This is a genomic window from Pseudomonas sp. E45-MNA-CIBAN-0222, from assembly GCF_040310405.1.
Lineage (GTDB): Bacteria > Pseudomonadota > Gammaproteobacteria > Pseudomonadales > Pseudomonadaceae > Stutzerimonas > Stutzerimonas stutzeri_AC.
In genome coordinates this window covers 1-269 of the sequence record NZ_JBEOPU010000110.1, presented here as the reverse complement: position 1 = coordinate 269, position 269 = coordinate 1, and the positions used below count along the sequence as shown (strand labels likewise).

At 45.0% G+C, this 269-nt stretch carries 1 protein-coding gene; it reads right to left on the bottom strand.

The features are described from left to right. The coding region (locus AAEZ08_RS22965; RefSeq protein WP_500125185.1) for an aminotransferase class V-fold PLP-dependent enzyme at window positions 1-250 on the bottom strand (250 nt) is incomplete at its 3' end. Between the last annotated feature and the right edge of the window lie 19 nt (window positions 251-269).

Sequence of the window (269 nt, the reverse complement as noted above, 5' to 3'; positions counted from 1 at the left end):
ATCCTGCACGGATGGACTCTACAATTCCTGGTGTTCCGCCTTCTTCACGACGTTCGCCTATCGGTAAAAATGTATGGTCTTCTGGCGTGACAAAAGACACCGTTCCGCCGCCAATCAGGCTAGGTTTATCATTCTTGATAATGGCTTTTTTAACGATGAGAATGCCCGGAGTGCCAGGGCCACCAATGAATTTGTGAGTAGAAAAAAAGATAGCGTCTTTGGCCAATGCTTTATTTTTCAGTGGGTTCATATCTAGGTTTACATAAGGC